The following is a 26,878-nucleotide window of genomic DNA, read 5'->3' on the forward strand; positions in this document are numbered from 1 at the left end:
CCGATCACGGGAAGCGGTGCGGGCCGGGCCGTCAGCGGTTCTGACCCGGCACCCACAGCACGTCCTCCGCACCCTTGCCGTTCAGATAGCGCGACGCGACGAAGAAATAGTCGGACAGGCGGTTCATGTAGCGCACCGCCGACGGATTGATTTTCTCACGCGCGGAAAGATCCACCATCAGACGCTCCGCCCGGCGCGACACCGTGCGTGCCAGATGCAGATGGGCCGAAGCGGCGCTGCCGCCCGGCAGGACAAAGGACCGCAGCGGACTGAGATCGGCGTTGAGAGCGTCGATTGCCTCTTCGATCGCACTCACCTGGGCATCGGTGATCCGCAGGGGTTCGTATCCCAGATCCTGATCCGTCTCGGGCGTGGCCAGATCGGCGCCGAGATCGAAGAGATCGTTCTGGATACGCCCAAGCACCGCATCGACATCCGGCGCGACTTTCGAGGTTTCGAGGCGGACCAGGCCGACCACCGCATTGGTCTCGTCAACGGTTCCGTAGGCCTCGATCCTGAGATCGTTCTTCGGCCGGCGTTCGCCGGATCCGAGCGCCGTCGTGCCGTCATCGCCTGTCTTTGTGTAGATTTTGTTCAGCACGACCATGACGACCGCTCCCTTTTCTGCTTTTCCCGGACGTCAGTGGCCGGTGCCGAAAAAGTAGAGCCCGCCCATCACGAGTACAATAACCAAAAACTGCAATCCAACACGCCAGCGCATCAGCATTTGCGAGCGGTTGGCCGGACCGTTCCGGAACATGTTCCAGATGCCCAGAAGAAGCACGATCGCGACCGCCGCCATTCCGACCGGGATGAGAGTATTGATTACGTCAGCCATGCTGTTTTCCTCGTGAGACCGGACCGGCCGGTCTTGAACCCTATTCTTCGCCGTCGGCCGCCCAGATACAGAACCGGTCGAGCAAGCTGGTCGGCAACAGTCTTTTTGCCACGGCCATCACTGTTGTCGGGATTGTGACATGATAGCGCGCTTTCGGCCGTTTTGCCTCGAGCGCGTGGACCAGCCGCCTCACCACCGCTTCCGGCGGCAGCTTGAACGGTCCCGGTTCCCCTGCTTCCATGCGCACCCGCCGCTTTTCATACGTCGTCCGGTGCACGGAGGATTGCAAGCCCTCCGGACCAATCCAGCGGTCGAAGTTTGCCAGCGCGTTTTCGGTGAACCGCGTGTCGATCGGGCCCGGCTCGATCAGGCTGACATGCAGTCCCGTACCCATGAGTTCCTGACGCAGCGTGTCCGAATAGGCTTCGAGGGCGAATTTGGAAGCCGTATAGGCACCGCGATATTTCAGCGCGACAAAACCCAATACGGACGAGCACTGCACGATCCGGCCGCTTCTGTTGGCGCGCATCGCCGGGATCAGCTGCCGGGTCAGGTCGTGCCAGCCGATGAAATTGGCTTCGAACAATGCCCGCATCGCTTCGGTCGGTAGGTCCTCAAGTGCCCCTGGCACGGCGTAGGCGCCATTGTTGAAGACTGCGTCGAGCCTGCCGTCCGTCCGCTCCAGCACCAGATTCGCCGCCGCCTCGATGCTGCCGGTGTCTTCGTAATCGAGGCGCACCGCCTCAAAACCCAGATCCGTCAGCCGGTCGACATCTTCCTGCCGACGCGCGGCCGGAAACACCCGCCAGTTCCGCCCGCGCAGGATATGCGCCGCCGACGCGCCGATGCCCGAGGAGCATCCCGTGATCAGAATCGAGCGCGGTGCGGAAAAGCTCTCGGAATAGTCTTTCATTCAAATGAAATCCGGCGGAAGGAAACGTGGCCCAGAAGTCCTATCAGATTGGTTCCCCGGAAAGCAATTTCGGCACCGGTCCGGCAAAGCCCGCCGCTTCCTTGATGAAGCGGGATTTCAGCGACGGCATGCGGTCGACAACGCCCAGGCCGAAATCGCGCACGGCCCGCAGGACATCGTTGTCGTTGGAAAAAAGCCGATTGAGGACATCGGTAACGACGCCCATCTGGAACGTGTCGAAGCGGCGCCAGCGCTGGTAACGCTCCAGCACGTCGAAGCCGCCAAGATCCTGACCCAGCCGGCGGGCATCCACCAGAACTTCGGCAAGGGCGGCGACATCCTTGAAGCCGAGATTGAGCCCCTGGCCGGCAATCGGATGAATGCCATGGGCTGCATCGCCGATCAGGGCAAAACGCGGCTTGACGAAATCGCGCGCCAGTTTCAGACCAAGCGGATAGGCCCTTCGCGGTCCGGCCAGTTCCAGGGTGCCGAGGTGATGCCCGAAGCGGCGTTCCAGCTCCAGTTCGAAGGTGAAATCGTCCGAACGGACCAGCCGGTCGGCGTCCGAGGTTTTTTCCGTCCAGACCAGAGACGAGCGGTTGCCCGGCAGCGGCAGGATCGCGAACGGCCCTGCGGGCAGGAAATGCTCCTCTGCCCGGCCCTCATGCGGCCGCTCGTGCTTGACCGTCGTGACGATGCCGGACTGGCCATAGTCCCAGTTGACCGTGCGAATGCCGGCCAGATCCCGGAGCCGGGAGCGGACACCGTCGGCGGCGACCAGAAGCCGGCTCTTCAGAAGACTGCCGTCTTCCAGGCTCAACTCGACATGATCGGCATGAGAGCGGAAGGTTTCCGCCGTTCCCGGCGCGAAAAAGTCAACGCCAAGGGCCTTGGCCGCTTCATAGAGCGCCGGCATCATCACCCCGTTCGGCATCATGTGCGCAAAGGGCTCGCCATCCGTGGCCTCGCCGCCAAAGGTCAGGAAGACCGGCCGGACCGCATCGCGCAGCTTGCTGTCGGTGACGATCATTTCGTTGATCGGCTGGGCTTTGTCGGCAATGGTCTGCCAGATGCCGAGCTGGGTCAGCATGCGCGAGGCCGCCGCCGCGATAGCCGACGCCCTCGGGTCCTTGTGCAGATCCGCCATGGGTTTGGGGTCGACAACGGCGCAGGTCAGGCCCGGATCGCCCTGTTTCAGCGCCACCGCCAGCGACAGACCGACATAGCCGCCGCCGGCAATCACGATGTCGAACATGTCCCGGACGCTTTTCTTCTTAGCCATTGACTTCCGCTCCTCGCCTTCAGCTTCCCTAAAGGCATCTTGACTTTAACGTCACCTGCCGTCCAAGAGTGCATCCACCAGACGCAATTCCGGCGGCGCCGCCGGATCACTCTCTAGCAGGGATCGCGCCGATGAACACGGCCATTGACAATCTTCTTCAGATTCTCGACCTGGAACCGCTGGAACGCAACCTGTTCCGTGGTCGCAGCCCCCAGGTCGGCTGGCAGCGGGTCTTTGGCGGCCAGGTGATCGGCCAGGCGCTGGTGGCCGCCTCCCGCACCGTCGTCGAGGACCGGCATGTGCATTCCCTGCATGGCTATTTCCTGAGGCCCGGCGATCCTTCCGTGCCGATCATCTACGAGGTCGATCGCATTCGCGACGGCGGCAGCTTCACCACGCGGCGCGTGGTCGCCATCCAGCATGGCGAGGCGATCTTTTCCATGTCCGCCTCTTTCCAGGTGGCTGAAGAGGGGCTTGAACATCAGACCGGCATGCCCGATGTGCCGACGCCCGAGGAGCTGCCGAGCGAACAGGAGCTGAAGGAAAAATTCCTGACGATGGCGCCGGAAAACATCCGCCGCTACTGGGAGCGCGAACGGCCGATCGAGATGCGCCCGGTCGACATGACGCATTATTTCAGCAAGAAACCTCTGCCGCCGCAGCAATATGTCTGGGTCCGCGCCACAGGCCCGCTGCCGGACGACGAGCGCATTCATCAATGCGTGCTGGCCTATGCCTCGGACATGACCCTTCTGGACACGTCGCTCTTTCCCCATGGCACTTCGGTGTTCAACCCGAAGATCCAGGCGGCCAGCCTCGACCATGCCATGTGGTTCCACAGGCCGTTCCGCGCCGACGACTGGCTGCTTTACGCCACCGACAGCACCTCGACCTCCGGCTCACGCGGCATCAACCGGGGTTCGCTCTACACCAGGGACGGCGTCCTGATCGCATCGACAGCGCAGGAAGGCCTGATCCGGCTTCGCCGGGAGGGCTGAGTCCCTCTTCGTCTAAAGCGACATGGCAACACAAAAATCGTCATCCTGAGGAGGGCCGCAAGGCCCGTCTCGAAGGATCGGCTGCACACTCAGGAACAAGTGGCCGATCCTTCGAGACGCCGCTTACGCGGCTCCTCAGGATGACGCTGTGGGTGAAGTGAAGCCTCGGAAAATCAGGCTACCGGACCGGACTCGTAAATCCTGAAACCGCAAGCGGATTGTCGGTGAGGGCCTGGTGGTCCGGTGTGTCCGGAAGCAGGGCACCTGAAAAGGCCTCGAACATCTTGCGCACGAAGCCTTCCGGCAGATCCTTCGTGATGAACACCATGCGCGTGCGCCGGTCTTCGTCCGGCCAGGCTTCCAGGGTTGCCGGCGGATGAAACACATGCTGGACGCCGTGGATGACCACCGGGCGATCCGGATCCTCCGCCAGCTGCACGATGCCCTTGACCCTGAGCAGTTTCGGTCCGTGCGCAGAGCGCAGCAAGTCCAGGAACATTTCAAGTGCCGAGGCCGGCACCGGCCGGTCTGTCGACAGGGTGAACGCCCGGATGGCGTCGCTGTGCCGGTTCACATCATGGGCATGATCGTGGTGGTGGTCGTGACCATGATGATCATGCCCGTGGTGGTGACCGTGAGGATCTTCATAGGCCTCCGCGTTCAGCCAGGCCGCCACATCGGGGATTTTGCTTTTCGGGTCATAAAGCCCGGCATTGAAGAGATTTGCAGGCGTCGCCTCGGAAGACTGCGCTTCCAGCCGTTTTGCCCCTGGATTGAGTTGCTGAAGCCGGTCCTTCAGCGCGTCGAAGGACTGCGCGGCCTCGTCGCCGTTCAAAAGATCGGTTTTCGTGAACACAATCCGGTCGGCCACCGCCGCCTGCTTGCGGGCCTCCTCGTGATTGTCCAGGGTCGACAGGCCGTTCACCGCGTCGACCAGCGTGATCACGCTGTCCAGCCGGTAACGCATCACCAGATAGGGGTGCAGCATGACCGTGTGCAGGATCGGAGCGGGATCGGCAAGGCCCGTGGTCTCGATGATCACGCGGTTGAGTTTTTCGGTGCGGCCGTTGTCGAGCCGGCGCAGCAGGTTTTCCAGCGTGGTCACCAGGTCGCCGCGGATGGTGCAGCACAGGCAGCCGGAGGCCAGTTCGACGATGCCGTCGCCGGCCTGGTCGACAAACAGATGGTCGAGGCCGATCTCGCCGAATTCGTTGATGATCACCGCCGTATCCGCCATGGCCGGGTCCTTCAGGATCCGGTTGAGCAGCGTGGTCTTGCCCGATCCCAGAAAGCCTGTCAGGACGGAAAGCGGAATGGGGGGCTTCGGTCCTCTGGCGGGTGTGCCTTCAGGAGCCGGTGTCGGCGACGCCATGGTCTTAACTCCAGATGTTGCCGTTCTCCCGCGGCCGGGTAGAGGCAAGGGTCTGCAGACACATAGGCAGAATGGCGCCGCGACGCAATCGCGTCACAGCGTATGATTTTCCAAAGTGGAATGCGAGCGGGCGTCTCAGCCGGCGTTCAGGACTTCTTCTTCCTGTTTTTCTTGTTCGGCCTCGGCCGCGGCGTCCTTCTTGTCGAGCGCGACAATCTTGTTGTCGGCCTCTTCCTCGGACAGATCCATCGGCGTCAGGTCCTGGACGATATCGGTTTCCTCGACATCGAGATCCGTTTCGTCCCCGTCGAAGTCGTCGTAATCGTCAAGCTCGTCCTGATCGACTACGAGCCGGACCGCTTCGGCGGCCTTGCGCAGGGTCGCGATGACCTCTTCCACCGAACGTCCTTCTTCCAGTTGGTTGGCGGACAGTTCCGCAAGGCTGGCAAGAGCCCGGATGGTGGCGGTGGATCTCGGTTCAATCATGAGGCGATCTCTCGCGTTACAAGTTTCGGCAGGTCCTATGCCCAAAATGACGCTACGGGCGTCACCGCAATTCTCGAACCGGCAGTGCCGTTTTGCGAAAAATGCTTACGACACTGTTAAGGAGCAGCGTAAATAAAGGGTTAATGGAACCGTTAGAAACCTTGCGGCACGCCCGGTTTGAGCCCGTTATTGCTTGAGCGGGCTCTTGGCCGGCACCGGCACGGTGAAATCGAGCCCCTTGCGGAAGATCGAGCCGGGGGCGGCATTGGCCGCGTCCGTTGCGGCACCGGGCTGCCCGCCTTCATCGCCGGTCGGCGGAATGCCGCCAGCAACATTGGCCTCGGCGGTTGGCTGCAACTGGTGGCGGATCTCGTTTTGCGCCCGGCGCACGGGATTTGCTACCGGCAGCGGGATCTCTTCCAGCTCGATTTCCGTCGCCGAAATGGCCGCAACCGCTGGCGCGGCACCCGCCACCGGAGCCCCTCCCGGATTGCCAAGCCCGACCTGGATCGGCCGATAGGCGATGCGGCGCGGCCCGAGCGTCCGGTCAAGGATTTTCGCCCAATCCGGTTTGCCGTTTGCCAGCGTGAATCCGGCTTCATCGACCTTAGCCTCGGCATTGCGATTGGCCTTGAAGAACAGGAACCCGCCCTGTTTTTCGTTTTCCATGTCGAACCGGGCCATATAGGCCTTGGCGCCGGGGCTCTTGTTGCGCCGGCAATAACCGTCCGCCGGCGGATTGCCTGAGGTACCGCGCAGGCTGCTCACGTTCTGGCCGCCGCGCTTGCGGAACCCCTCATCGAACAGCTGGCGTGCGAAGGCGGTGCGTTCCAGGCCGGATCCCGCGCCCATGATTACCGCAATCAGTGTCCGCCCGCCACGGGTCACCGAAGCGGCGACATTGTAGCCGGAATTGCAGATATAGCCTGTCTTCATGCCGTTGGCGCCCGGCACGCGCAGCAGAAACTCCCGGTTGGCGGACCGCAAGGTCTTTTTACCAAAGCGGATGCCCGGGTTCTTGTAGATCTCGCGGGCCTCCGGAAAGTCGCGCCTGAGTGCCATTGCCAGGATGGCCATGTCCCGGGGAGTGGTGACCATGCGGTTGTCGGGCAGGCCATGCGGATTGGTGAAATGCGTGTTGGTCATGCCGAGCCGCTTGGCTTCCGCGTTCATCATGGCGATGAACCCGGCTTCCGAGCCCGCAATTGCCTCACCAAGCGCAACAGCGACGTCATTGGCGGATTTGATCAGGATGATTTTCAGCGCCGTGTCGATCGTGAACCTGGTACCGACCTTGAAGCCCATCTTGCTGGGTGGCTCGGCCAGAGAATTCTTGGACTGCACCACCGCGGAATTCAGGGTCGCCCGGCCTTCCCGGATCGCCTTGAAGGTGACATAGGCGGTCATCATCTTGGTCAGCGATGCCGGATACCACTTGCGGGTCGCGTTTTCCTGTTCAATCACCGCGCCCGAATTCGCATCTATCAGAATATAGGCGCCGATATCTGCTCGGGCCGGCCCCCAGGACAGGCCGAGCACGACAAGGCAGACGGTCAGGAATATGGAAGTCAAATGACCGGTCCGGCTTGCAAACACAGGAATCCCTCGCATGTCATCCCTTGAAAAAGGGGAACGCACACTCTTTGCTGTAAACGTCTAGCGGCAACTGTCCCTAAAAAACCGGAACATGACCCCAAGGGCAACCCTTTCCTCTCTGCTGTCCCGCGCCGATTATTCCATCAGTTGCCTCATTTTTGGGCAGCGGGCTTTCCAATCTCCGATTAGTCTTTGAAAACGCGGACGCTTTTTCGCGGTGCTCACCTGCTCCATCAGCCGCCGCGGTTTGGCCCGGCTCTTGCTAAGATTGCCGAGGGCGAATTGCGGCTTGCGCCGGGCAACCTTCCGGGAGCACCGTGACGGCGCGCGACTTGATAAGAACAGAAATACGGGCGCCGGGGAGGCGGACCATCCATGTATGATGCTGGCACAGCATCGAAATCCGAACTGGAAACGCACGTCCTGCAACGTGTCAACGGCGAAGCGCGTCTCCGCTTCCGCCAGGCGGCCGGCTGCACCCGGCTCGCCGACCTCTATCAGGCCGGCTCCGCCAAAATACGCTTTCCAAAGGTCTATGACGCCCCGCCGACCGCCGTCCTCATCAACACGGCGGGCGGCCTGACCGGCGGCGACAGGATGGTGCTTTCAATCGGCGCGGACGCGAAGACACACGCGATTGTGACCAGCCAGACGGCCGAACGCGCCTATCGCAGCGCGGCCGGCTCCGCAGAAGTGACGGTAGGGTTCACCCTTGAACCGGGCGCTTTCCTCGAATGGCTGCCCCAGGAGACAATTCTCTTTCAAGCTTCGCGTCTGAAGCGACGCATCTCGGCGGCGCTCACCGGGGACGCTCGCCTGCTCATGCTTGAGTCCGCCGTGCTTGGCCGCAAGGCCATGGGCGAACAGGTGACTTCGGTCCTTTTCCGAGACAGCTGGCGCATCCTCCGCGATGGCAGGCTCGTGTTCGCGGACGATCTGCGCTTCGACGGCGACCCGGCCCGGTTTCTGAAAGGGAAGGCCACCGGGCACGGCAGCTTGGCCATTGCAACGATGGTGGATTGTGCGCTGGACGCCGAAGACCGGCTGGCACGTGCCAGAAGCCTGCTGGACGACCTGACCGGCACCCGGACGCAAGCCGCCGCAAGCGCCTGGAACGGCATTTTGGCGGCCAGATTTGTTGCCGAAGACGGCCAGGCCCTGCGTGCCACCCTGACACGATTTCTGACCGGATACCGCAGCGCTGAGCTGCCGCGTGTCTGGCATTGCTGATTGACAAGGAGTTGCCTTCATGAACCTGACACCCCGTGAAAAGGACAAACTGCTGATCTCCATGGCGGCCATGGTTGCGCGCCGCCGCCTGGAGCGTGGCGTGAAGCTGAACCATCCCGAAGCCATCGCGCTGATCACCGATTTTGTCGTTGAAGGGGCCCGGGATGGCCGCAGCGTTGCCGATCTGATGGCTGCCGGCGCCAAGGTGCTGACCCGGGACCAGGTCATGGACGGCATCGCCGAGATGATTCATGACGTCCAGGTGGAAGCCACCTTTCCCGACGGCACCAAGCTGGTCACCGTGCATGAGCCGATCCGCTGACACTTGAGATCCAGGAGCAAGACATGATCCCCGGAGAACTGTTTCCCGCCGCAGGCGAGATCGAACTGAATGCCGGCCTCGACACCGTGACACTGGACGTTTCCAATACCGGCGACCGGCCGATCCAGGTCGGCAGCCACTACCACTTTGCCGAGACCAATGAAGGCCTCTCCTTCGACCGGGACAAGGCCCGCGGCATGCGGCTCGACATCCCGGCCGGCACCGCCGTGCGGTTTGAGCCCGGCCAGACCCGGTCCGTCACCCTGGTGGCCTATCGCGGCGAGCGGACGGTCTACGGCTTCAATCAGAAAGTCATGGGCGCGCTCTGATATGGCAAAAGTGAAGGCAGTCCAAGCCGCGGCGGCAGTGTTTCTTGCGACACTGGCAACCGGCACCGCGCAGGCGCAGGCGCAGGAAATCGCGGACTGCAGCAACGCGATGTCACAGTCGGAAATGACCCAATGTGCCCACGACGACTGGCAGAAAGCGGATGCCGAGTTGAATGCGCTCTACAAGAAGGCCATGGCGAAGATGCGCGAGGCCGATGATTATCTTCCCGATTATCTCAAGGGCGCCGCCGACACTTTGCGCGACGCCCAGCGCGCCTGGATCCCCTATCGCGACAAGGCCTGCGAATCCTACGGGTTCATGGCAAGGGGCGGCACGATGGAACCAATGCTTGTTTATGGGTGCCAGGCGGACCTGACCAATCAGAGAATCAAGGAACTCAAGGACCTTGTGGAAGGGCTCGGCAATTGAATCTTCCGCTCTCTTCCTTCGCTCCGCTTCTCGCCGCCGGCCTGATGGCTGCCACGGCTTGGCCCGCCGGCGCCCAGGAGAATATCGACTGCGGCTATCCGTTGAACAACAACGAGCGGACATACTGTGCCGACAAGGCCCTCAAAGACGCTGAAGCGGCGATGGCCGCGGCCTATGTCACGCTCCACGCCAGGGTGGTCGCGCTGGACGACGCGCTGCCGGACCATTTGAAAGGCAGCCCGGCCGCGCTGGAAGGAGCCCAGACCGCCTGGGCGGACTACGCCGACAAGGACTGCAAGGCCTATGCGTTTCCCTTCATGGGCGGAACGCGCGGCCAGGAGCTCTACCGCAACTGCAAGATCGTCCTGACCATGAAACGCACCGACGACCTGACCGCCACGCTGGAAGATTACGGCGACTAACTGATACCGATTTCTGATCTCGGATTGGAGACAAAATGGCTTACAAAATGCCCCGCGCCGCTTATGCGGACATGTTCGGACCGACCACCGGCGACCGGCTGCGCCTTGCCGACACCGATCTCATCATCGAGGTGGAACGGGATTTCACCACCTATGGCGAGGAAGTGAAATTCGGCGGCGGCAAGGTCATCCGCGACGGCATGGGCCAGTCCCAGGCACCGCGTTCGGCGGGCGCCGTCGACACGGTGATCACCAACGTGCTGATCGTCGACCACTGGGGCATCGTCAAGGCCGATGTCGGCCTCAAGGACGGCCGTATCGCCGGAATCGGCAAGGCCGGCAACCCGGATGTGCAGCCGAATGTCGATATCGTTGTCGGCCCGGGCACCGAGGCGATCGCGGGCGAGGGCAAGATCCTCACCGCCGGCGCGCTCGACGTTCATATCCATTTCATCTGCCCGCAGCAGATCGACGACGCGCTGATGTCCGGCGTCACCACCATGCTCGGCGGCGGCACAGGCCCGGCGACCGGCACCAACGCCACCACCTGCACGCCCGGGCCCTGGCACATCACCCGCATGCTGCAATCGGCCGACAGTTTCCCGATGAACCTCGCCTTTGCCGGCAAGGGCAACGCCTCGCTGCCCGCGGCTCTCGAAGAACAGATCCTGGCCGGCGCTTGCGCCCTGAAACTGCACGAGGACTGGGGCACCACGCCGGCGGCCATCGACACCTGCCTCTCCGTCGCCGACGAATATGACGTCCAGGTGATGATCCACACAGACACGCTGAATGAAAGCGGTTTTGTCGAAAACACCACGGCGGCCTTCCGGAACCGCACCATCCATGCCTTCCACACGGAAGGCGCGGGCGGCGGCCACGCACCGGACATCATCAAGGTCTGCGGCGAATTGAACGTGCTGCCGTCCTCGACCAACCCGACGCGGCCCTACACGGTCAACACGCTGGAAGAGCATCTCGACATGCTCATGGTCTGCCATCACCTGGACAACTCCATTCCCGAAGATGTCGCCTTTGCCGAAAGCCGCATCCGCAAGGAAACCATCGCCGCGGAAGACATTCTCCACGACATGGGCGCCTTCTCGATCATCGCCTCGGACAGCCAGGCGATGGGCCGGGTTGGCGAGGTCATCATCCGCACGCTGCAGACCGCCCACAAGATGAAGGTCCAGCGCGGGCGCCTCTCCGAAGAGACCGGCGACAACGACAACCTGCGCGTCAAGCGCTACATGGCCAAGTTCACCATCAACCCGGCAATAGCCCATGGGCTTGATGAACATATCGGCTCGGTCGAGATGGGAAAACTCGCTGACCTTGTGCTTTGGGACCCGAAATTCTTCGGCGTCAAACCGGACATGGTCATCAAGCTCGGCACCATCGCCGCCGCCCCGATGGGCGATCCGAATGCCTCCATCCCGACACCGCAGCCTGTCCATTACCGGCCGATGTTCGGCGCCTTCGGCAAGGCCATGACCGAAAGCCGGGTGACCTTCGTCTCCCAGGCCGCCTATGACCTTGGCGTCAAGGACAAGGCCGGCCTCTCCAGCCTGGTCCTGCCGGTGAAGAACACCCGCGGCGGCATCTCAAAGAAATCCATGATCCTCAACGACGCTACCCCGGAGATCGAGGTTCATCCGGAGACGTACGAGGTCCGCGCCAATGGCGAACTCTTGACCTGCGAACCGGCTGACGTTCTGCCGATGGCGCAGCGCTACTTCCTGTTCTAAAGCATTTCGAGAATTGTTTGAAACAAACTTTGCCGACTTTTGCGTTCGAGGCAGAGCGGAGAGGCAGCTAAAGTCGGCTCATACTTTTCTCGAAAAGCTATAATCTCCGCGCGTTTTGGTTTAGGGAGTTAAGAAAATGTACAAGATCATCGGCTTTCCACGCACCCGTGCGATGCGTGTCATCTGGTTGCTGGAGGAGCTTGGCGAGGCGTATGAGCTCGACCCGGCCATGCCGCAATCGGAGAAGGTCCGCGCTGTCAACCCGAGCGGCAAGGTGCCGGTCCTGATGGAGGGTGACGAGCCGATCACCGACTCCATCGCCATCTGCACCTATCTTGCCGACAAACATGGGCGTTTCACCTTTCCCGCAGGCACGCTGGAGCGCGCGCGGCAGGACAGTTTCACCCAGTTCGGCGTCGACGTTCTGGAAGGCGCGCTGTGGACTGCGGCCAAGAACACCTTCATCAACCCGGAAGACAAGCGGGCGCCTGAGGTCAAGGACGTCTGCCGCTATGAGTTCGCCCGCGGCCTCGATGTGCTGGAAGCACGGCTCGGCGACGGACCCTATGTCATGGGCGAGACCTTCACCATCGCCGACATCATCATCGGTCACTGCGCCGGCTGGGCGGTCGCGGCCAAGTTCGACCTGCCCAAGGACGGTCCGATCCACGCCTATTTCAATCGCCTGCGCGAGCGCCCGGCCTTCCAGGCGATGATGGCCAAGGTCGCCGGGGCCGCATGATCCGGATCGAAAAAATCCACGCTGCCGGAACCTGGCAGGGTGAGGCTTCAGACCGTATCACCCTTGACCGGGAAGACCGGCACCGCCGCCGCGCAGTGCTGACGGGGGAAGGCGGCTTGACCTTTCTCTTGGACGAACCGTCCGCGGTGCATCTGCGTCACGGCGACGGCCTGGAACTGGAAGACGGCCGTATGGTCGAGGTGTGCGCCGAGCCGGAAGAGCTGGTCGAGATCGGTGCGCGGGACGGTGCGCACCTCATCAAGATCGCCTGGCATCTTGGCAACCGTCACCTGCCGACCCAGCTGATGGGTGAAACCTTGAGGATCCGCCGGGATCACGTCATCGAGGACATGGTTGAAAAACTCGGCGGCACGCTGACACCGCTGTCGGCTCCGTTCGACCCGGAAGGTGGCGCCTATGGCCATGGCCAGACCCATGGTCATGAACACGGACACAATCATGGTCACGCACATTCCCACGGGCATCACCATCGACACGACCATGACTGAGCCGGTTTCCCTTTCCGCGCTTTACCGGCTGATGACCTTCCTGTCGCCCGGCTTCCCGGTCGGGGCCTTCACCTACAGCCACGGGCTGGAGCAGGTGGTGGAAAGCGGCGCGGTCGCGGACGCGTCCGGCCTTGAAGCCTGGCTGAGCGATATTCTGCGGTTTGGTGCGGGGCGGAGCGATGCCATCCTGCTGAAGGAGACCATTCGGGTTGCCCGCGACGGAGATGCGTCAGCTGTCGCGGACCTGCGCGAACTGGGCCTGGCTTTGCAGCCGTCAAGGGAACGCCACCTGGAGACCAGCGCGCAAGGCACGGCCTTCGTGACGGCTATCCGGAACAGCTGGCTACCGGAAACGGGAACACCAGCCGGCCAGCTCTTCCACGATCACACTGCAGACGACGATCCCTGGCCGTATCCGGTCGCTGTCGGCCTGGCGTGCGCCGCCCACGCCATTCCGTCAGAAGCCGCGCTGGCCGCTTATCTGCAGGCGTTTGCCGCCAATCTGGTCTCCGCCGCCATCCGCACCGTACCGCTCGGCCAGAGCGAAGGGCAAAGTGTCCTGGCGGCTCTCGAGCCCATCATTTTCGAGGTAGCGAAGGAGGCCGCCGCCGCGGATCTCGCCGATCTCGGCAGCTCCACTTTCCTGGCCGACATTGCCTCCATGGCCCATGAAACCCAGTATTCGAGGTTGTTCCGCTCATGAGTTCCAAAAACGGCCCCTTGCGTGTCGGCATCGGCGGCCCGGTCGGCGCCGGCAAGACCACGCTCACCGACAAGCTGTGCAAGGCCATGCGCGAGACCTATTCGCTCGCCGTCATCACCAACGACATCTACACCAGCGAGGATGCCGAGGCGCTGATGCGCTCCCAGGCGCTGACCAGCGACCGCATCCGGGGCGTGGAAACCGGCGGCTGCCCGCATACAGCCATCCGCGAGGACGCCTCGATCAACCTGGCGGCCGTCGCCGACCTTACCAGGTCGATCCCGGACCTGGACCTGATCCTGATCGAATCCGGCGGCGACAATCTCGCGGCAACCTTCTCGCCGGAACTGGCCGACCTTACGCTCTATGTGATCGACGTCGCCGCCGGAGAGGAAATCCCGCGAAAAGGCGGACCAGGCATCACCCGGTCCGATCTTCTGATCATCAACAAGACCGATCTTGCCCCATACGTTGGCGCCGATCTCGGTGTGATGGACCGGGACGCCACCAAAATGCGCAAGAACCGGCCGTTTGTGTTCGCCAACATGAAAGCGGGCGAGGGCATCGAATCCGTGGTAGAGTTCATCGTCCAAAAGGGTGGGCTGAACGGATAATCTCAAGACGTTGCTTCAATGATTGCTGGGAAACAGGACGCCTGCGCGCATAACAACGCGCTCTGGTGCGACGCGGTTCTGAAAGCCGCCGGGGCGAAGACCGAATTCTTGAACGGCCACTGGATCGCGCGGGAGAAATCCCTGCCGCTCTATCCGAATATCGTCACGCTGACGGCCAATCCGGGCGCCGAGTTTTTCGGACACCTCGACGCCTTGCCGAAGGGTTCCGCGGTCAAGGACAGTTTCGACAGTCTCGATCTTGCTCAAAAGGGTTTCCAGAAACTCTTTTCAGGCACCTGGCTGTTCCGCCCCGCCAGGGCGGACAAACGTCCGCCGATCCAGTCCGACTGGCACAAGATCACCCATCCCGAAGCTCTGAAAAAATGGCTGGCGGCCTGGAACAGCAACGATCAACTCCACAGTGTTTTCTCGTCCAGGCTTCTGGAAAAACGGGCGATCGATTTCGCCGCCACCAGCAAGGACGGCGAGCTCAAGGCCGGCGCGGTGTTCAACGCCGGACCGCAACTGGACGGCAAGGAGGTGGTCGGGCTGTCCAACCTGTTCTGCCGCAAGAGCTGGCGCTACAGCGCCCTGCACGATCTCCTGGAGCCTTACGCGCACAAGCCGGTCTGCACCTATGAGACCGACGACGCCTTGCTGCCGGTCTATCGGCAACTCGGTTTCGAGGCATGCGGACGGCTGGCTGTCTGGCTCAAGAGTTGAACCTGGTGAACTTGCAACATCCGCTTGATCTTTTGGGCAAATCCGCTCAGGTTACCCCTCAATTCTACGGAGGGTGAGCCATGATGTTTGACGGCGTGAACTTGGTTGCGGTGGCCGCCGCCGCTATTGCGTCCTTCGTTTTCGGCGCCCTCTGGTACGGCACGCTCGGCAAGGTCTGGATGCGCGCAGCCGGCTTGAGCGAAGCCCAGACCAAGCCGGATCCGGTCACCTTCGGACTGACCTTCTTCTGCCAGGTGATCATGGCCTTTGTCTTTGCCGGCATCATCTACCACACAGGTGAAACCAATATCCGAGCCGGCATCATCTCCGCGCTCATGATCTGGGTCGGCATCGTCATGACAACCCAGATCGTCAACCACCGGTTCCAGGGCAAGCCCTGGAGCCTGACCCTGATCGACGGCGGTCACTGGCTCGGCGTGCTGCTCGTACAGGGCATTCTGATCGGCTGGCTGAGCTGACGATAACGTAAGGTTTGAGGCGCAAAACAGTCTGCATTTGAAGGTCTTAGGCCTTGCCATAGACCAAAGACTCGCCGACTAAAGTACCAAGTCCAGGTTCTGGACGCCTTAGGGGGCCATACGCATAATGGCCTCCGGAAAACAAGGCCGCGGTGTGGGGGAGAATGCCCGCCGCCGGCCCAATTGTGGTTTCTGGGAGGTTTCACATGACCGAGTCCGTCTTTCCCGTTCCCGCGGAGGTTGCCGCGCGGGCGCATGTCGACAATGCCAAATATCTGGAAATGTATCAGCGCTCCGTGGACGACCCGGATGGGTTCTGGGGCGAACACGGCAAGCGGCTCGACTGGATCAAGCCCTATTCCAAGGTGAAAAACACCTCCTACGATTATCACAACGTCTCGATCAAATGGTTCGAGGACGGCACGCTGAACGTCTCGGCCAACTGCGTTGACCGCCACCTGGAAAAGCGCGGCGACCAGCCCGCGATCATCTGGGAAGGCGATGACCCGAGCGAGCACAAGGTCATCACCTACAAGGAACTGCACCATGAGGTGAACAAATTCGCCAACGTGCTGCATGCCCAGGGCGTCAAGAAGGGTGACCGCGTCACCATCTACCTGCCGATGATCCCGGAAGCGGCCTATGCCATGCTGGCCTGCGCCCGCGTCGGAGCGGTGCATTCGATCGTCTTCGGCGGTTTCTCGCCGGACAGCCTCGCCCAGCGTATCGAGGACTGCCAGTCCGACTGCGTCATCACAGCCGACGAGGGCCTGCGCGGCGGCCGCAAGGTGCCGCTCAAGGCCAATGTCGACAAGGCCGCCGAAAAAGCGCCGGTCCGCAGCGTCATTGTGGTCAAGCGCACAGGTGGCGACATTGCCATGCAGGACGGCCGCGACGTCTGGTATCACGACGAGGCCGACCGGGTCTCCGACCATTGCGCGCCGGTGGAAATGAACGCGGAAGACCCGCTGTTCATCCTTTACACCTCGGGCTCCACCGGCAAGCCGAAGGGCGTGATGCACACGACCGGCGGTTACCTGGTCTATGCCTCCATGACCCACGAATATGTCTTCGACTATCACGAGGGCGACGTTTACTGGTGTACCGCCGATGTCGGCTGGGTCACCGGCCACAGCTACATTGTCTACGGTCCGCTCGCCAACGGCGCGACCACGCTGATGTTCGAGGGTGTGCCGACCTATCCGGGACCCGGCCGGTTCTGGGAAGTCTGCGACAAGCACAATGTCAACATCTTCTACACCGCGCCGACCGCCATCCGCGCCCTTATGGGGGCCGGCGACGAGCATGTCACCAAGACATCCCGCAATTCGCTGCGCCTGCTCGGCTCCGTCGGAGAGCCAATCAACCCGGAAGCCTGGACCTGGTATTACAACGTGGTCGGCGAAAAGCGCTGCCCCATCGTCGACACCTGGTGGCAGACGGAAACCGGCGGCATCCTGATCACGCCACTGCCTGGCGCGACCGACCTGAAACCCGGCTCCGCGACGCGGCCCTTCTTCGGCATCCAGCCGGCGGTGGTCGACGCGGACGGCAAGTTCCTGGAAGGCGCGACCGAGGGCAATCTGGTCATCAAGGACAGCTGGCCGGGCCAGATGCGCACCGTCTATGGCGACCACGAGCGCTTCGTTCAGACCTACTTCGCCACCTATAAGGGCCTCTATTTCACCGGCGACGGCTGCCGCCGCGACGGGGACGGCTATTACTGGATCACCGGCCGCGTCGACGACGTCATCAACGTCTCCGGCCACCGCATGGGCACGGCTGAAGTCGAAAGCGCTCTGGTCGCCCATCCGAAGGTCTCCGAGGCCGCCGTTGTCGGCTATCCGCATGATATCAAGGGCCAGGGCATCTACGCCTATGTCACCCTGATGGAAGGCGAGGAGCCGACGGACGATCTGAAAAAGGAACTGGTCAAGCATGTGCGCGCCGAGATCGGCCCGATCGCTTCGCCGGATCTCATTCAGTTTGCCCCGGGCCTGCCCAAGACCCGCTCCGGCAAGATCATGCGCCGCATCCTGCGCAAGATCGCCGAGGACAGCTTCGACAGCCTCGGCGACACATCGACCCTGGCCGACCCAACCGTCGTCGACGACCTGATCGACAACCGGCAGAACCGGGCCTGATCAAAGGCTTTCAGGCAAACGAAGGGCCCGCCCATCCGGCGGGCCTTTTTGCTGTTACCTGTTATTTCGACACGTAGATGGCCTGAATCTTCTTGGCGATGTTGCTGAAAGCATTTTCAAGGTCCGTCGTGGACGTGGCCAGGAAGAAACTCTTTGCGTCAGTGGCGCACCCGCGCATCAGATCTTCGCCGAAATCGGATCCGTTGGTTTCGAAATACACCGAGTAGATGTGAATGTGCTCGTCTTTCATCTTGTCGCACAATTCCAGACCACGATCGGCGGATTCATCACCAATGTCGGCATAGTCCTGGTAGAATTCCGTCCAGACCGTCTCGGTGGTCGTCTCGTCCCAGCATTTCCATTCTTTTTTGCTCTTTTTCTTCTTCTTGGATGAAGACTCGACCCAGTCACAAACCTCGGTCGTTTTTGAATATTCTTCAGCATCAAAGTAGTTGTTGAAATCTCCATCCGTCATGATGACGGCGAATTTCTTGATTTTATCGTTTTTCGTACCCTCGCCATACTCGGCGGGAGCACTGGTCGGCCACAAGGCGCCCCAATCCGGCGCAAGCGTATACCAACCCCAGGCAATCCCTGTCTGGCCGGCGGTACCGCCGCTGGCAGTCAAAGCTCCGATCTTGGTGTCAAGCGCTGCACGGTTCGCTGTCAGCGGCAGGATTTCCTGCTTGGGGCACGCTTCACCCCAAGGCGAATCGACCCATTCTCCCCATTGATATTTTTGCTGGCGCTTTCCGTTTCGAAACAAGATCTTGCCGGCGCTGCCGAAAAATTCAGAGTCGCTGCTGTCGTATTTGTAGATAGCGTCAGTAAATCGCTGCTCGCCGGGTCGCTCGGTCACGCAATTCTTCGATCCGGATTGATTGTTGGTGACCGTGCTTGCATTTGAGCCAAGATTGACGCCCTGGGAATAGGGCACAACGGAAATACGGATCTTGCTGTCGGCTTCATCCGTGTCTTCCGAAATCAGTTCCTTGACGAGATCCTTCGCGGCGGTCCTCAGGGCCTTGATGTCGTTGGAGTTGGTGCCCATGGAACCCGTCACGTCCAAAACGAGGGCGACCTCAACTTCATACTGAGAATAGGTCACCTGCGAACTGGCACTGAAGGCAAAGGTTTCCGGCCCGATCGTCTTCATTCCATAGCCGCCGAAATCCAGGAAATAATTGTTCAATGTCGCCCTTGAGGAAACAGTGACGGTACCGTTTTCCGGTTTTACGTCGGGATCCAGGTTTTTGATGGCCTCGGCGAGGAATTCTTCGCCGTATAGATTTGTTTTAAGCGAGTCTTCCAGCTCCAGTTTGATATCGGCGTCCGTCATCAAGGTTGTGGACAGGCTTCTGGCAACTGAAAGCGCCGCGGCGTCCAGAGCGAAGGCCAGTTTCTCCCGTGCATTCACGGTACGCGTCACGTCAAACGCGGCGCCAGCGATCACCACCAGCATAATCACCATCAACCCGAAGATCGGTAGGACGGATGCTTCTCGGTTGCGCGAAAACCCGGCGGCACGGCACCGAATAAATTGACAATTAAAAATACCCATGACAGCCCTCTGCAATCGGGCCATCCGTATATGTCAAAAGTACGTAAATCGTTAAAGTTGCAATTTCTTTCTCTGCATTTCTAGATCACACTTATCAACGTTTAGGCGGGGACCGCTTCCCCGTCCTGGGTGGACGCCGATCGGGCCAGAGGTCTCCACCCAAAGAGGCCGGGCCAAACCACAGGTAAGCTCCGGACGTGAAGCTGCCCTCATCGGATTGGGTCATTCTGCTTGATGTCTGGTGAGGCGATCTACGCGACGGGTCGTGAAGTGCCTGGCGGCACCGTGGGCAAGCTGCCCGGCACAGCAAGCGACTGCCAGGCACAGACCCGTGGCACCGGCCAATTGATCCAATCTGACCGGAAAAGCTCAAGAGCGTGCCATTCCAGTCTGAAACAGCCTCAGATCCGCAGGTTTACCGCGAAACGTAGATTTGCTGGATCTTCTTGGCGATGTTGCTGAAGGCGTTGATCAGTTCCGACGCGCTGGTCGCCTGATAATAATTGCCGTCGCTGGCGCAAGACTGCATGTTCAGCGAACCGGCCGAACTGTTGCTGGAGCCGAAATAGACGCCAAAGATTTCAATGCCGGCATCCTTCATCGCTTCGCACAACGCCCGCTGGTCGGTTGAAGGTGTATTTGAGTAGCTGGGTGCTTCGTAATTTTCTTCCCAGTCGTTGACCTCAACTTCGTTCCAGGAGCAAGTCCGGTTCCACCAAGGCCCACTGCAGGTCCTTCTCCATTCTGTTTCGACAAAATCGTAATGCTGGTTGTTGTCGCCATCCGTCATGATGATCGCAAATTTGAGCACATCGTCATTATCATAGGCTTCCGGTGCGCTGTCCGCCGGCCAAACGTCGGAATAGTTCGGTGACAGACTGTTCCAGCCCCACACAACGCCCGTTTGACCCGCGGTACCGCCATTATCATCCAGCGCGGCAATTGCATCGACCAAGGTGTCTCTATCCGATGTCAGCGGAATCATCTCGGAATCCGACGAGCAATTGTTGCTTTCCCCGTCGCCATAAAATGTCGCTTTCGGTGGAGGATCGGTTTCATCGTAATAATTGTACGGAAGGTCGGTGTATTTCACCTCGTAGGTATCTGAGCCGTCGTCATAGTTCTGACGTTCCGTGACGCAATAGCTGCCATCGGAATGGCCATAGTCGCCACCTTTAACCAAGTCTGCGTAGGGCCCGAGATTGACACCCTGGCTGTAAGGCACGAGGGAAATGCGCACTTTGCTGTCTGCTTCGTCCGTTCCTTCGGGAATGAGGATGTCAACAAGACCGTCGGCCGCGTCGCGCAGCGTGTCCATGTCGTTGCGCATCGAACCGGTGACGTCGAGCACCAGGGCCAGCTCCACGTCAAACCGGGAATAGGTGACCTGGGAACTGGCACCAAAGCTGAGCACTTCCGGCCCGAGAGCCTTCATGCCGTAGCCGCCGAAGTCGATGAAGTACGTATTCAGCATCGCGGAGGAAGACACAACGATGGTGCCGTTCTCTGAATCGACCGTGAAGTCGAGATTATCGATCGCATCCTCCAGAAATTCCGCATCGTTCAGATTGGCCCGGAAGGAATCGGCGATTGCTTCCGTGATTTCGTCGTCGGTCATGACGCTTGTTGAGAGATCGGCAGCCACCGAAAGCGCCGCCGCGTCGATGGCGTAGGAGAGTTTCTCGCGCGCGTTGACGGTACGCGACACGTCAAAGGCCGCGCCGGAGATCACCACCAGCATGATCACCATGATTGCGAAAATGGGAAGCACCGACGCCTTGCGATCGGACGCGAACCGCTGAAGGAGGGACCGAAATTTTGTGCGAAGACTGGACCGCATACACGCCTCTCGTTTTAAGAGACCTTTACGCCAGAAAAGTACTTAAAGTCTTAAAGTTGCTTTTGAAAGTCTAGGTATTCAAGAACCAAAACGAAGATGCACCCACGTAAGATTCACGCAAAAATTGCAGAAACTCCCAAGGAGAACCCCAGAATTGTTTACATTGACAGATATATCGATTGGATTTTCCTGGCGATATTCGCGAAGGCCGCAATGAGCCCGCTTGCGCTGGTCGCCTGATAATAGTTGCCGTCGCTGGCGCAGGATTTCATGTTTTTTGCGCCGGCGGAGTTGTTGTTGCTGCCAAAATAGACCCCGAAAACCTCGATTTTGGCGTCTTTCATCGCTTCGCACAGGTCCCGCTGGGTGGTCGATGACGTGTTGGAATAACTCTCACCCTCCGAGACCTCCTCCCAGGCGTTGACGGCAATCTCTTTCCATTGGCAGGTCTTGTCCTTGCCCTTGCCTGTGCAGACATTTTCCAACCTGGTTTCGGTGAACTTGTAATAGCGGTTGTTGTCGCCATCGGTCATGATCACCGCGAATTTGAGCACCCGATCGTCATCATAGGCCGCCGGTTCGCTGTCCGCCGGCCACAGATTGGCGTAGTTCGGCGAGAGGCTGTTCCAGCCCCAGACCACCCCGGTCTGGCCGGAGGTGCCGCCGCTGGACTCAAGCGCCTTGATCGCCTTGATCAGGTCGGCCCGGTCTGCGGTGAGCGGGATCATTGCGGAACTCTTGGCGCATTTGTCGCTGCCGCCACCATAGAAAGTTCCCTTCGGCGGGGGATTGGTCTTGTCGAAATAGTTGTAGGGATCGTCAGTCAGTTTGACCTTGTAGGTCGAGTTGCCATCCTTGTAGTCCTGACGTTCCGAAACACAGACGCTGCCGTCGGAATAGCCATGGGCACCGCCTTTGACCAACCCGGCATAAGCCCCCAGATTGACACCCTGGCTGTAAGGCACCAGGGAGATCCGGACCTTGCTGTCAGCCTCGTCGGTATCCGCCGGGATCAGGATATTGACCAGACCCTCAGAGGCCGAGCGCAAGGTTTTCATGTCCCCGGCCATGGAGCCGGTCACATCGACCACCAAGGCCAGTTCCACGTCAAAACGCGAATAGCTTACCTGCGAACTCGTACCGAACTCAAATTTCTCGGGCCCCAGAGCCTTCTTGCCGTAACCGCCGAAATCGATGAAGTAGTTTTTGAGCGACGCCTTTGAGGCCACGCGAACAATGCCGTTTTCGCTGTCGACTGAGAAGGTCAGATTGGCAATCGCATCGTCCAGAAACTCCGTTCCCTGCAGGTTGGTCTTGAAGGACGCCGTGAGGGCCTGGGTGATCTCGGCATCGGTCATCACTGATGTAGACAGATCGGTCGCAACGGTCAGGGCCGCCGCGTCGAGCGCATAGGACAGTTTCTCTCGCGCATTCACCGCGCGGGAGACATCGAAACCGGCCCCCAAAACAACGACGAGGAAGATGACCATGAGCGCGAAAATCGGCAACACGGCACCTTCGCGCCGTGTCAGGAACTGCCTCGTTATTTGTCTACTCAAGTAAAAATTGGACGTATACATGGCCATCTCGCAGAAGGGAGAGATAGCTTCTACATCAAGCTGATAAAACCAGTTATTTAACTTTGAAATTTTGGTTAAAAATTCATTTCTTCAATACAGGACCTGCCGAAATTTCGCAGTCTTTTCAATATTCGTCCATATTCGGCGAAAGCAACTCAGCAACCCCAGCGACCACTCCCGGTAACTGACGCCGGAAAGGGCCGGTCGATTTACGAAAAGTACGTGTTCCCAGCCGGTTCCTTATGGCTCCAGCTCGGTGTCCCAGTAGAGAAAGTCCATCCAGCTTTCGTGCAGATAGTTGGGCGGGAAGCCGCGGCCATTGTTGTGCAGGTCCTGAATGGTCGGCTGGAACGGCATGTGCATGGGCCACATGTTCAGCTGCTGGCAGGACTTGTTGGACTTGCGCAGATTGCAAGGGGAGCAGGCGGTGATGACATTGTCCCAGGACGTGATGCCACCTTTGGAGCGCGGAATGAGGTGGTCGAAGGTCAGCTCCTCTTTGGAGCCGCAATACTGGCACTGAAATTTGTCGCGAAGAAAGACGTTGAAGCGGGTGAAGGCAGGATATCGGCTTGGTTTAACGAAGCTCTTGAGCGAGACGACGCTTGGCAATCGGAACTCGAAGCTCGGACTTCGAACCGCCGCGTCATACTCCGCAACGATGTTCACCCGATCGAGAAACACAGCCTTGACGGTGTCCTGCCAACTCCACAAGGACAAGGGGTAGTAGCTCAAGGGCCGGTAATCCGCGTTGAGCACCAACGCCGGATGAGCCCCCGGCGAAACCGCTATCGTCACCTTCCGCTCCTCACTTCAAGAGCGTTCCGTTCCCAGGAGGGGAAATAGGATTGCTCCAACTGTTTACGTCCGATCACCCTGCATTCCCGCTACGCCACGGGAAAGCGGGATCATCCTTCAGGACCACCCGATGACCGGTCAATCGGACAGCGGAACAGTCCTTTTGCGACGGGAGTATTGTAGTGCCGAGGTGACAGTCTTGTGAAGCCCGGTAAATTCATTTCTGACAGCAGTTGTTGATAGGCGTTTTCTGGCAAAGGATTTTTCTTAAATACATGAATCATTTGCGCAAAAACGAGGTCCCCTGCGTCATCGTGACAGTTTTACGATAGCCACGAAAAAGGGCGCCCTTGGGCGCCCCTGAAATCGCGAATTCGTCAATCGAATCAATTTGCCGTCCAGTCGCGGATGTCGACGAAATGACCGGCGATCGCGGCCGCGGCGGCCATGGCCGGCGACACCAGATGCGTGCGGCCCTTGTGACCCTGGCGGCCTTCGAAATTGCGGTTCGAGGTCGAGGCGCAGCGCTCGCCCGGCGCCAGTTTGTCTGCATTCATGGCAAGGCACATGGAGCAGCCCGGCTCACGCCATTCGAATCCGGCTTCCTTGAAGATGACATCCAGGCCTTCTTCCTCGGCCTGTTCCTTCACCAGGCCCGAACCCGGCACCACCATGGCGCTGACATGGGCAGCGACCTTGTGGTTGCCGACGACGGCAGCCGCAGCCCGCAGGTCTTCGATGCGGCCGTTGGTGCAGGAACCGATAAAGGCCCGGTCGATCTTGATGTCGGTGATCTTGGTGCCCGGCGTCAGGCCCATATATTCCAGGGCGCGCTTCTTGGATTCGCGGCGGTTTTCTTCCGGGATCTCTTCCGGATCCGGCACCACGCCTTCCACCGAGACGACGTCTTCCGGCGACGAGCCCCAGGACACGATCGGCGGCAGGTTGGCGGCGTCCAGCTCGACCACCTTGTCGAAATAGGCATCAGCATCGGTGTGCAGCGTCTTCCAATAGGCAAGCGCCATGTCCCAGGCCTCGCCCTTCGGCGCCTTCGGCCGGCCTTCGATATAATCGAAGGTGGTCTGGTCCGGCGCGATCAGGCCAGCGCGGGCGCCTGCCTCGATCGACATGTTGCAGACCGTCATGCGGCCTTCCATGGACAGCGAGCGGATCGCTTCGCCGGCATATTCGATCACATAGCCGGTGCCGCCGGCGGTGCCGATCTTGCCGATGATTGCCAGCACGATGTCCTTGGCGGTCACACCGGCCGGGATCTTGCCCTCGACCTTGACCAGCATGTTCTTGGCTTTTTTCTGGATCAGGGTCTGGGTGGCCAGAACATGTTCCACTTCGGATGTGCCGATGCCATGGGCCAGGGAGCCGAAAGCGCCGTGGGTCGAGGTGTGGCTGTCGCCGCAGACGATGGTCATGCCCGGCAGGGTGAAGCCCTGTTCCGGCCCGACGATGTGAACGACACCCTGGCGCATGTCCAGTTCGGAATAGTATTCAACGCCGAACTCGGCGGCGTTCTTGGCCAGCGTTTCGACCTGCAGCGCGGATTCCGGATCGTCGATGCCGTGGCGGCGGTCGGTGGTCGGCACGTTGTGGTCGACGACGGCCAGGGTCTTCTGCGGCTGCCGCACCTTGCGGCCGGCCATGCGCAGGCCTTCGAACGCCTGCGGGCTGGTGACTTCATGCACCAGGTGACGGTCGATATAGAGCAGGCCGGTGCCGTCCGGCTGCATGTCGACCGCATGGTCGTCCCAGATCTTGTCGTAAAGCGTGCGTGCCTTGGCCATGGGTCTCTCCTCAGTCCAGCCGGGCCGTCGATCAAACAGTCAGTTTGTTTGCGAGATGCCCGGAGACGCCCTGTCGCGGCGCGTCCCGCCGCAAGGGTCTATCCTCGTTTATCGTAGCTAGTGAATGACGCAGCGCCGCTTCAAGGTCAAGCATTCCGAGTTGAGCTGAATTCAACTGGGATTGACCGGTGCAACCGGAGACAGGGCAGGAAAGTCAAATCAGGTACCGCAAACAGATACCTGTCCGCCAACCAGTGTCCATCCTTCTTCACCCAGGCCAAGCGCAGCGCGAGCCGGGACCGGGGAGGCAAGCGATTTCGCCGTTGGCACAATCCCCCCGCAAACGCCCCCGGCTCCCCGGTCCCGGATCTCCGCTTCGCTGCGTCCGGGACGACTACCAAAAGATCAGAAAAGCAAAAAAGGCGGCCCGATGGACCGCCTTTTCAAAACTCTCGATAAACCGGATCGGTTTATTCTGCCGCGCTCTCTGCAGCTGCTGCATCCGCTGCGGCCTGCTTGGCTTCGGCCTTGGCAACCTTGGCAGCGGCGGCTTCCGCGCGCTGCTCTTCGTTGAGGCGCTTGGAGCGGACATTGGTGTTTTCCACGATACGGGCGGATTTACCGCGACGGTCGCGCAGGTAGTAGAGCTTCGCGCGACGGACTTTACCGCGGCGGACAACTTCCACGCCTTCCAGCATCGGGGAGTAGATCGGGAACACGCGCTCGACGCCTTCGCCGTAAGAAATCTTGCGCACCGTGAAGCTCTCGTTGATGCCGCCGCCGGAACGGGCGATGCAGACACCTTCGTAGGCCTGGGTACGGGTGCGGGTGCCTTCAGTGACGCGCACGTTCACACGCACGGTGTCACCCGGCGAAAATTCCGGCAGCTTGCGCTGCGCTTCGATTTTCGCCATTTCCTCGGCGTTGAGTTCCTTGATGATATCCATGGCATTTTTCCCTTTTCAATTACAAAGCGGTCAGAGCGTCATCCGGTTTAAGGCCGGAAACGGGTTCACCGACTTTGGGCCATGCTTGCTTTTCCACCAGGCTTTCCGCGCTTTCCCGACATTGGACAGTGCGTTTTGAAGCCGGTCCTTTCAGAAAAAAGACACAACTTCACCCAGCTTCGGCGGGCGTATACAGGATTTTCGTGAGGATGTCATGCGGATTCTTCAACATTATGGCGCGAAAAGTTCCTCTAATCACTTTGAGAAATCGAAACATCAGCCACATGAGTTTGCTGTTTTTGTCTAGGAGGAAATTTAAGGTTTACATACTTGTTGCCCGTATGAATCTATCGTAAGCGCTGTCTGCGGCCCACCGGGTTTCAGCTTGACGGCTTGAAGTTCCACGGCAGGAGTTCGTCGATCCGGCTTTTCGGATGACCGCCGGCAATGGCTTCGAGTGTGGCCTTGAGATA

At 60.3% G+C, this 26,878-nt stretch carries 28 protein-coding genes; 14 read left to right on the forward strand and 14 right to left on the reverse strand.

The features are described from left to right. Window positions 1-31 precede the first annotated feature (31 nt). The 4 genes from M0H32_RS19945 to M0H32_RS19960 are packed head-to-tail and all read right to left on the reverse strand — an operon-like array spanning window position 32 to window position 3,033. The gene (locus M0H32_RS19945) at window positions 32-607 is read right to left on the reverse strand and encodes a cob(I)yrinic acid a,c-diamide adenosyltransferase (RefSeq protein WP_248157011.1); all 576 of its coding nucleotides are present in this window, start codon (window positions 605-607) and stop codon (window positions 32-34) included. A 33-nt stretch (window positions 608-640) separates the two neighbouring features. Beyond that, on the reverse strand, window positions 641-838 hold the full coding sequence (locus tag M0H32_RS19950) for a twin transmembrane helix small protein (RefSeq protein ID WP_248157013.1): 198 nt from the start codon (window positions 836-838) through the stop codon (window positions 641-643). Between the two features lie 40 nt (window positions 839-878). Beyond that, window positions 879-1,751 carry an SDR family oxidoreductase gene (locus M0H32_RS19955; protein WP_248157016.1) on the reverse strand — a complete coding sequence of 291 codons (873 nt, stop codon included), beginning with the start codon at window positions 1,749-1,751 and terminating at the stop codon, window positions 879-881. Between the two features lie 43 nt (window positions 1,752-1,794). Then, window positions 1,795-3,033: a ubiquinone biosynthesis hydroxylase gene (locus M0H32_RS19960; RefSeq protein ID WP_248157018.1), complete on the reverse strand. Its 1,239-nt coding sequence runs from the start codon at window positions 3,031-3,033 to the stop codon at window positions 1,795-1,797. Between the two features lie 131 nt (window positions 3,034-3,164). On the opposite strand from M0H32_RS19960, the gene tesB reads away from it, so the two are divergent. Then, window positions 3,165-4,031, forward strand: a complete 867-nt coding sequence (tesB, locus tag M0H32_RS19965; RefSeq protein ID WP_248157019.1) for an acyl-CoA thioesterase II — start codon at window positions 3,165-3,167, stop codon at window positions 4,029-4,031. A 178-nt stretch (window positions 4,032-4,209) separates the two neighbouring features. Here tesB and M0H32_RS19970 read toward each other — a convergent pair whose 3' ends face one another. The 3 genes from M0H32_RS19970 to M0H32_RS19980 form a co-directional block, all read right to left on the reverse strand. Continuing rightward, window positions 4,210-5,403, reverse strand: a complete 1,194-nt coding sequence (locus tag M0H32_RS19970; protein WP_248157026.1) for a CobW family GTP-binding protein — start codon at window positions 5,401-5,403, stop codon at window positions 4,210-4,212. 135 nt (window positions 5,404-5,538) lie between these two features. Beyond that, the gene (locus tag M0H32_RS19975; RefSeq protein ID WP_248157030.1) at window positions 5,539-5,889 is read right to left on the reverse strand and encodes a hypothetical protein; all 351 of its coding nucleotides are present in this window, start codon (window positions 5,887-5,889) and stop codon (window positions 5,539-5,541) included. Between the two features lie 186 nt (window positions 5,890-6,075). Next, window positions 6,076-7,461, reverse strand: coding sequence for a D-alanyl-D-alanine carboxypeptidase family protein (locus tag M0H32_RS19980; RefSeq protein ID WP_248157032.1), 1,386 nt, complete (start codon window positions 7,459-7,461; stop codon window positions 6,076-6,078). Window positions 7,462-7,860: 399 nt separating this feature from the next. On the opposite strand from M0H32_RS19980, the gene M0H32_RS19985 reads away from it, so the two are divergent. From M0H32_RS19985 to acs, 13 genes are all read left to right on the forward strand, one after another. Continuing rightward, a complete protein-coding gene (locus tag M0H32_RS19985; protein WP_248157033.1) occupies window positions 7,861-8,715 on the forward strand; it encodes an urease accessory protein UreD in 855 nt (284 codons plus the stop codon). Between the two features lie 19 nt (window positions 8,716-8,734). Further along, window positions 8,735-9,037, forward strand: coding sequence for an urease subunit gamma (locus M0H32_RS19990; RefSeq protein WP_248157034.1), 303 nt, complete (start codon window positions 8,735-8,737; stop codon window positions 9,035-9,037). Window positions 9,038-9,060: 23 nt separating this feature from the next. Next, entirely contained in the window at window positions 9,061-9,366 is a 306-nt protein-coding gene (locus M0H32_RS19995) for an urease subunit beta (protein ID WP_248157035.1), read from the forward strand. 1 nt (window position 9,367) lies between these two features. Continuing rightward, the gene (locus tag M0H32_RS20000) at window positions 9,368-9,796 is read left to right on the forward strand and encodes a lysozyme inhibitor LprI family protein (RefSeq protein ID WP_248157037.1); all 429 of its coding nucleotides are present in this window, start codon (window positions 9,368-9,370) and stop codon (window positions 9,794-9,796) included. Beyond that, the gene (locus M0H32_RS20005) at window positions 9,793-10,218 is read left to right on the forward strand and encodes a lysozyme inhibitor LprI family protein (protein ID WP_248157039.1); all 426 of its coding nucleotides are present in this window, start codon (window positions 9,793-9,795) and stop codon (window positions 10,216-10,218) included. The genes M0H32_RS20000 and M0H32_RS20005 overlap by 4 nt, the downstream gene beginning before the upstream one ends. Window positions 10,219-10,253: 35 nt before the next feature. Further along, window positions 10,254-11,966, forward strand: a complete 1,713-nt coding sequence (gene ureC / locus M0H32_RS20010) for an urease subunit alpha (protein ID WP_248157041.1) — start codon at window positions 10,254-10,256, stop codon at window positions 11,964-11,966. 136 nt (window positions 11,967-12,102) lie between these two features. Beyond that, window positions 12,103-12,708, forward strand: a complete 606-nt coding sequence (locus tag M0H32_RS20015; RefSeq protein WP_248157043.1) for a glutathione S-transferase family protein — start codon at window positions 12,103-12,105, stop codon at window positions 12,706-12,708. Next, complete coding sequence (locus M0H32_RS20020) at window positions 12,705-13,217, forward strand: urease accessory protein UreE (RefSeq protein WP_248157045.1); 513 nt, start codon at window positions 12,705-12,707, stop codon at window positions 13,215-13,217. Before M0H32_RS20015 ends, M0H32_RS20020 begins: the two co-directional genes overlap by 4 nt. Then, window positions 13,150-13,920, forward strand: a complete 771-nt coding sequence (locus M0H32_RS20025) for an urease accessory protein UreF (protein ID WP_345779351.1) — start codon at window positions 13,150-13,152, stop codon at window positions 13,918-13,920. Before M0H32_RS20020 ends, M0H32_RS20025 begins: the two co-directional genes overlap by 68 nt. Then, window positions 13,917-14,534 (forward strand): urease accessory protein UreG, encoded by a 618-nt coding sequence (gene ureG / locus M0H32_RS20030; protein WP_248157047.1) that lies wholly within the window; start codon window positions 13,917-13,919, stop codon window positions 14,532-14,534. The genes M0H32_RS20025 and ureG overlap by 4 nt, the downstream gene beginning before the upstream one ends. 18 nt (window positions 14,535-14,552) lie before the next feature. Beyond that, window positions 14,553-15,257 (forward strand): hypothetical protein, encoded by a 705-nt coding sequence (locus M0H32_RS20035; protein WP_248157049.1) that lies wholly within the window; start codon window positions 14,553-14,555, stop codon window positions 15,255-15,257. An 80-nt stretch (window positions 15,258-15,337) separates the two neighbouring features. After that, a complete protein-coding gene (locus tag M0H32_RS20040) occupies window positions 15,338-15,736 on the forward strand; it encodes a DUF1761 domain-containing protein (protein WP_248157051.1) in 399 nt (132 codons plus the stop codon). Window positions 15,737-15,942: 206 nt separating this feature from the next. Further along, a complete protein-coding gene (acs, locus tag M0H32_RS20045) occupies window positions 15,943-17,880 on the forward strand; it encodes an acetate--CoA ligase (protein ID WP_248157053.1) in 1,938 nt (645 codons plus the stop codon). 61 nt (window positions 17,881-17,941) lie between these two features. Here the strand turns inward: acs and M0H32_RS20050 are convergent, their stop codons facing one another. From M0H32_RS20050 to M0H32_RS20080, 7 genes are all read right to left on the reverse strand, one after another. After that, window positions 17,942-19,441 (reverse strand): pilus assembly protein TadG-related protein, encoded by a 1,500-nt coding sequence (locus M0H32_RS20050; protein WP_248157055.1) that lies wholly within the window; start codon window positions 19,439-19,441, stop codon window positions 17,942-17,944. A 415-nt stretch (window positions 19,442-19,856) separates the two neighbouring features. Then, on the reverse strand, window positions 19,857-21,212 hold the full coding sequence (locus M0H32_RS20055; RefSeq protein ID WP_248157057.1) for a pilus assembly protein TadG-related protein: 1,356 nt from the start codon (window positions 21,210-21,212) through the stop codon (window positions 19,857-19,859). Between the two features lie 227 nt (window positions 21,213-21,439). After that, complete coding sequence (locus M0H32_RS20060; protein WP_248157059.1) at window positions 21,440-22,792, reverse strand: pilus assembly protein TadG-related protein; 1,353 nt, start codon at window positions 22,790-22,792, stop codon at window positions 21,440-21,442. A gap of 309 nt (window positions 22,793-23,101) precedes the next feature. Continuing rightward, window positions 23,102-23,659: an HNH endonuclease gene (locus M0H32_RS20065; RefSeq protein ID WP_248157061.1), complete on the reverse strand. Its 558-nt coding sequence runs from the start codon at window positions 23,657-23,659 to the stop codon at window positions 23,102-23,104. A 386-nt stretch (window positions 23,660-24,045) separates the two neighbouring features. Further along, window positions 24,046-25,458: a 3-isopropylmalate dehydratase large subunit gene (leuC, locus tag M0H32_RS20070; RefSeq protein WP_248157063.1), complete on the reverse strand. Its 1,413-nt coding sequence runs from the start codon at window positions 25,456-25,458 to the stop codon at window positions 24,046-24,048. A 470-nt stretch (window positions 25,459-25,928) separates the two neighbouring features. After that, window positions 25,929-26,405, reverse strand: a complete 477-nt coding sequence (gene rplS / locus M0H32_RS20075; RefSeq protein ID WP_248157065.1) for a 50S ribosomal protein L19 — start codon at window positions 26,403-26,405, stop codon at window positions 25,929-25,931. 380 nt (window positions 26,406-26,785) lie between these two features. Continuing rightward, a partial coding sequence (locus tag M0H32_RS20080; protein ID WP_282449464.1) for a transposase domain-containing protein occupies window positions 26,786-26,878 on the reverse strand: 93 nt, incomplete at its 5' end.

The organism is Roseibium sediminicola (assembly GCF_023156505.1).
GTDB classification, from domain to species: domain Bacteria; phylum Pseudomonadota; class Alphaproteobacteria; order Rhizobiales; family Stappiaceae; genus Roseibium; species Roseibium sediminicola.

Bases quoted from the DNA above. Each gene is read 5' to 3' on its own strand.
- M0H32_RS19945 (WP_248157011.1), bottom strand. From the start codon at position 607: ATGGTCGTGCTGAACAAAATCTACACAAAGACAGGCGATGACGGCACG.
- M0H32_RS19950 (WP_248157013.1), bottom strand. From the start codon at position 838: ATGGCTGACGTAATCAATACTCTCATCCCGGTCGGAATGGCGGCGGTC.
- M0H32_RS19955 (WP_248157016.1), bottom strand. From the start codon at position 1,751: ATGAAAGACTATTCCGAGAGCTTTTCCGCACCGCGCTCGATTCTGATC.
- M0H32_RS19960 (WP_248157018.1), bottom strand. From the start codon at position 3,033: ATGGCTAAGAAGAAAAGCGTCCGGGACATGTTCGACATCGTGATTGCC.
- tesB (WP_248157019.1), top strand. From the start codon at position 3,165: ATGAACACGGCCATTGACAATCTTCTTCAGATTCTCGACCTGGAACCG.
- M0H32_RS19970 (WP_248157026.1), bottom strand. From the start codon at position 5,403: ATGGCGTCGCCGACACCGGCTCCTGAAGGCACACCCGCCAGAGGACCG.
- M0H32_RS19975 (WP_248157030.1), bottom strand. From the start codon at position 5,889: ATGATTGAACCGAGATCCACCGCCACCATCCGGGCTCTTGCCAGCCTT.
- M0H32_RS19985 (WP_248157033.1), top strand. From the start codon at position 7,861: ATGTATGATGCTGGCACAGCATCGAAATCCGAACTGGAAACGCACGTC.
- M0H32_RS19990 (WP_248157034.1), top strand. From the start codon at position 8,735: ATGAACCTGACACCCCGTGAAAAGGACAAACTGCTGATCTCCATGGCG.
- M0H32_RS19995 (WP_248157035.1), top strand. From the start codon at position 9,061: ATGATCCCCGGAGAACTGTTTCCCGCCGCAGGCGAGATCGAACTGAAT.
- M0H32_RS20000 (WP_248157037.1), top strand. From the start codon at position 9,368: ATGGCAAAAGTGAAGGCAGTCCAAGCCGCGGCGGCAGTGTTTCTTGCG.
- ureC (WP_248157041.1), top strand. From the start codon at position 10,254: ATGGCTTACAAAATGCCCCGCGCCGCTTATGCGGACATGTTCGGACCG.
- M0H32_RS20015 (WP_248157043.1), top strand. From the start codon at position 12,103: ATGTACAAGATCATCGGCTTTCCACGCACCCGTGCGATGCGTGTCATC.
- M0H32_RS20020 (WP_248157045.1), top strand. From the start codon at position 12,705: ATGATCCGGATCGAAAAAATCCACGCTGCCGGAACCTGGCAGGGTGAG.
- M0H32_RS20025 (WP_345779351.1), top strand. From the start codon at position 13,150: ATGAACACGGACACAATCATGGTCACGCACATTCCCACGGGCATCACC.
- ureG (WP_248157047.1), top strand. From the start codon at position 13,917: ATGAGTTCCAAAAACGGCCCCTTGCGTGTCGGCATCGGCGGCCCGGTC.
- M0H32_RS20035 (WP_248157049.1), top strand. From the start codon at position 14,553: ATGATTGCTGGGAAACAGGACGCCTGCGCGCATAACAACGCGCTCTGG.
- M0H32_RS20040 (WP_248157051.1), top strand. From the start codon at position 15,338: ATGATGTTTGACGGCGTGAACTTGGTTGCGGTGGCCGCCGCCGCTATT.
- acs (WP_248157053.1), top strand. From the start codon at position 15,943: ATGACCGAGTCCGTCTTTCCCGTTCCCGCGGAGGTTGCCGCGCGGGCG.
- M0H32_RS20050 (WP_248157055.1), bottom strand. From the start codon at position 19,441: ATGGGTATTTTTAATTGTCAATTTATTCGGTGCCGTGCCGCCGGGTTT.
- leuC (WP_248157063.1), bottom strand. From the start codon at position 25,458: ATGGCCAAGGCACGCACGCTTTACGACAAGATCTGGGACGACCATGCG.
- rplS (WP_248157065.1), bottom strand. From the start codon at position 26,405: ATGGATATCATCAAGGAACTCAACGCCGAGGAAATGGCGAAAATCGAA.